Source organism: Myxococcus vastator (genome assembly GCF_010894475.1).
GTDB lineage: Bacteria > Myxococcota > Myxococcia > Myxococcales > Myxococcaceae > Myxococcus > Myxococcus vastator.
On record NZ_JAAIYB010000754.1, the window covers coordinates 1 to 2,172 of the forward strand.

Here is a 2,172-nt window from a genome sequence, read left to right on the forward strand (position 1 = left end):
GCCCCGGCCCCGCCCACCGAGGCGGCGGGCGGGGCCGGGTGGAGTGGTTGACGGTGGGGAGCGGTCGGTTAGTGTCCGCCTCCATGGTGCACATCCCCGAGGAGACCGGTCCGCGCGTCCGGGCCCGTGAGCTGGGCCTGCCGCTGGGGCGCTTCAAGCCTGGCAAGTTCAACGCCATCACCGACGTGGAGGGGGTGCTCGTCGGGCACAGCACGTTGATACAGGGCGAGGGCCCGCTGCGCCCCGGGCACGGTCCGGTGCGCACGGGGGTCACCGCCATCCTCCCCAACCAGGGGAACATCTTCATGGAGCGGATGACGGGCGGCGGCTTCGTGCTCAACGGCGCGGGCGAGGTCTCCGGCATGACGCAGCTCATGGAGTGGGGCCTCATCGAGACGCCCATCCTCCTCACCAACACCATGGCGGTGGGGGCGGTGTCGGACGGCGTGGCGCGTTACCTGGTGGACCGCTACCCCGGCATCGGCGACGAGCACGACGTCATCATCCCCGTGGTGGGGGAGTGCGACGACTCCTGGCTCAACGACATCTCCGGGCGCCATGTGCGCGAGGAGCATGTCTTCGAGGCCATCCACACCGCCTCCTCCGGCCCCGTGGCCGAGGGGAACGTGGGCGGCGGCACCGGCATGGTGACGTGCGACTTCAAGGGCGGCATCGGCACGTCCTCCCGCAAGCTGCCGGAGGTGCTCGGCGGCTACACGCTGGGGGTGCTGGTGATGTCCAACTTCGGGAAGATGCACAACCTGCGCGTGGGCGGCCTGCCCGTGGGCGAGGTGCTGGCGGAGAAGTTCAAGGGCACGCCCAAGCGCGGCCAGACGTACGGCTCCATCATCGCGGTGGTGGCCACGGACGCGCCGCTGCTGAGCCATCAAATCAACCGCCTCTGCAAGCGCGTGGCGCTGGGCATTGGCCGGGTGGGCAGCTACGCGGCGCACGGCTCGGGGGAGATTGTCGTCGGCTTCTCCACGGCGAACATCATCCCCCGGCGCACCCAGAAGATGGTCTACAAGCTGAAGCTCCTCCTGGACCAGCGCCTGGACCCCCTCTACGAGGCCGTCATGGAGGCCACCGAGGAGGCCATCCTCAACGCCATGTGCATGGCCACGTCCATGACGGGGGCCAACGGAAACCACTGCCCGGCGCTCCCCCTGGACGAGGTCCGGCGCTTCCTGGACGCCTACAAGCCGATTTTCGCCTCCGTGAAGAAGCGCCCCCAGCAGTCGAGCGCCCCGGCGGCCAGGGAGCGGCCTGGCACCGAGGACCGGGAGGGGGACGTGAAGGCGTCCACCGCCCGGCCGACCCAGGTCCGGAGCGCCGAGGGAATCCCGTTTCCCACCCGTCCGGCACCGGACGACCCCGGCGAGCCGGGGGGCCCCGAGGGTTCCTCTTCCGGGAGCCCCGCGGGTTCTGATAGTTAAGCCCCTCTTTTCACGTCTCCGTATGGAGCACAGGAGTCAAAGATGGCCCGCAGCAAGAGCAAGCACCGTCGCGTGCAGATGAAGATCAAGCAGGCCTGGAAGAAGCGGGCGAAGAAGAACAAGGCCGAGGCCAAGGCCGCCGCCGAGTCGAAGAAGAAGTAGTCGTCCCGACCGCGCTCGTGCGGCCCGTGGCTCAGTCCCGGGTCGCCGAGAACGGAGTGCTGACGTTGCAGCGCTGTCCCCCTGTGTCGGACGCGCGCACGTAGCTGCCCGTGAGGACGCCGGCGATGGACGCCGTCCCGCCATCCGTCAGCGGCGCCGTGTAGCTGCCGGTGAGCGTCAGCGTGTCCGTCCGGTTCGCCGAGGGCGTACCCGTCCCCGTCATCAGGAAGGTCCCCTGCGCGGTGATGGTGCCCCGGACGGGGACGCCCGCCAGCCGGCTGGCGAGGTTTTCGCCCGAGCGGGCGATGTCCAGGACTTCACCCGTGGGAACCGCCACCCCCAGGAGCGCGCACTCCGAAGGCACGCCCGCGTCCGGGTTGAACTGCAGCCGGTAGCGGCCTTCGACGGCGGGGCACTCCGTGCAGGGGGGAGCTTCTCCGCCACAGGCGCCGGTGGTGAGCAGGAGCAACCCGGCGAAGAAGGGGGCGAAACGTCCAGAAGTCATGACTTGGTTCTCCTTGAGGCGGAAGCCGGACTTCCCGGTGGGACGGCCGGTTCCTACGTTGGGAAAGGG

At 69.7% G+C, this 2,172-nt stretch carries 3 protein-coding genes; 2 read left to right on the forward strand and 1 reads right to left on the reverse strand.

Annotation, left to right across the window (positions count from 1 at the left end; translation table 11 throughout):
• Positions 1-83: 83 nt before the first annotated feature.
• Both G4D87_RS36900 and G4D87_RS36905 read left to right on the forward strand, forming a co-directional pair.
• The gene (locus tag G4D87_RS36900) at positions 84-1,436 is read left to right on the forward strand and encodes a DmpA family aminopeptidase (RefSeq protein WP_163787463.1); all 1,353 of its coding nucleotides are present in this window, start codon (positions 84-86) and stop codon (positions 1,434-1,436) included.
• Between the two features lie 42 nt (positions 1,437-1,478).
• Entirely contained in the window at positions 1,479-1,598 is a 120-nt protein-coding gene (locus tag G4D87_RS36905) for a hypothetical protein (RefSeq protein WP_002636551.1), read from the forward strand.
• Between the two features lie 31 nt (positions 1,599-1,629).
• On the opposite strand, the gene G4D87_RS36910 is transcribed toward G4D87_RS36905, so the two are convergent.
• Complete coding sequence (locus tag G4D87_RS36910) at positions 1,630-2,103, reverse strand: hypothetical protein (RefSeq protein ID WP_163787464.1); 474 nt, start codon at positions 2,101-2,103, stop codon at positions 1,630-1,632.
• Positions 2,104-2,172 lie beyond the last annotated feature (69 nt).

Coding starts and splice junctions, on each gene's coding strand:
- G4D87_RS36905 (WP_002636551.1), top strand. CDS start 1,479: ATGGCCCGCAGCAAGAGCAAGCACCGTCGCGTGCAGATGAAGATCAAG.
- G4D87_RS36900 (WP_163787463.1), top strand. CDS start 84: ATGGTGCACATCCCCGAGGAGACCGGTCCGCGCGTCCGGGCCCGTGAG.
- G4D87_RS36910 (WP_163787464.1), bottom strand. CDS start 2,103: ATGACTTCTGGACGTTTCGCCCCCTTCTTCGCCGGGTTGCTCCTGCTC.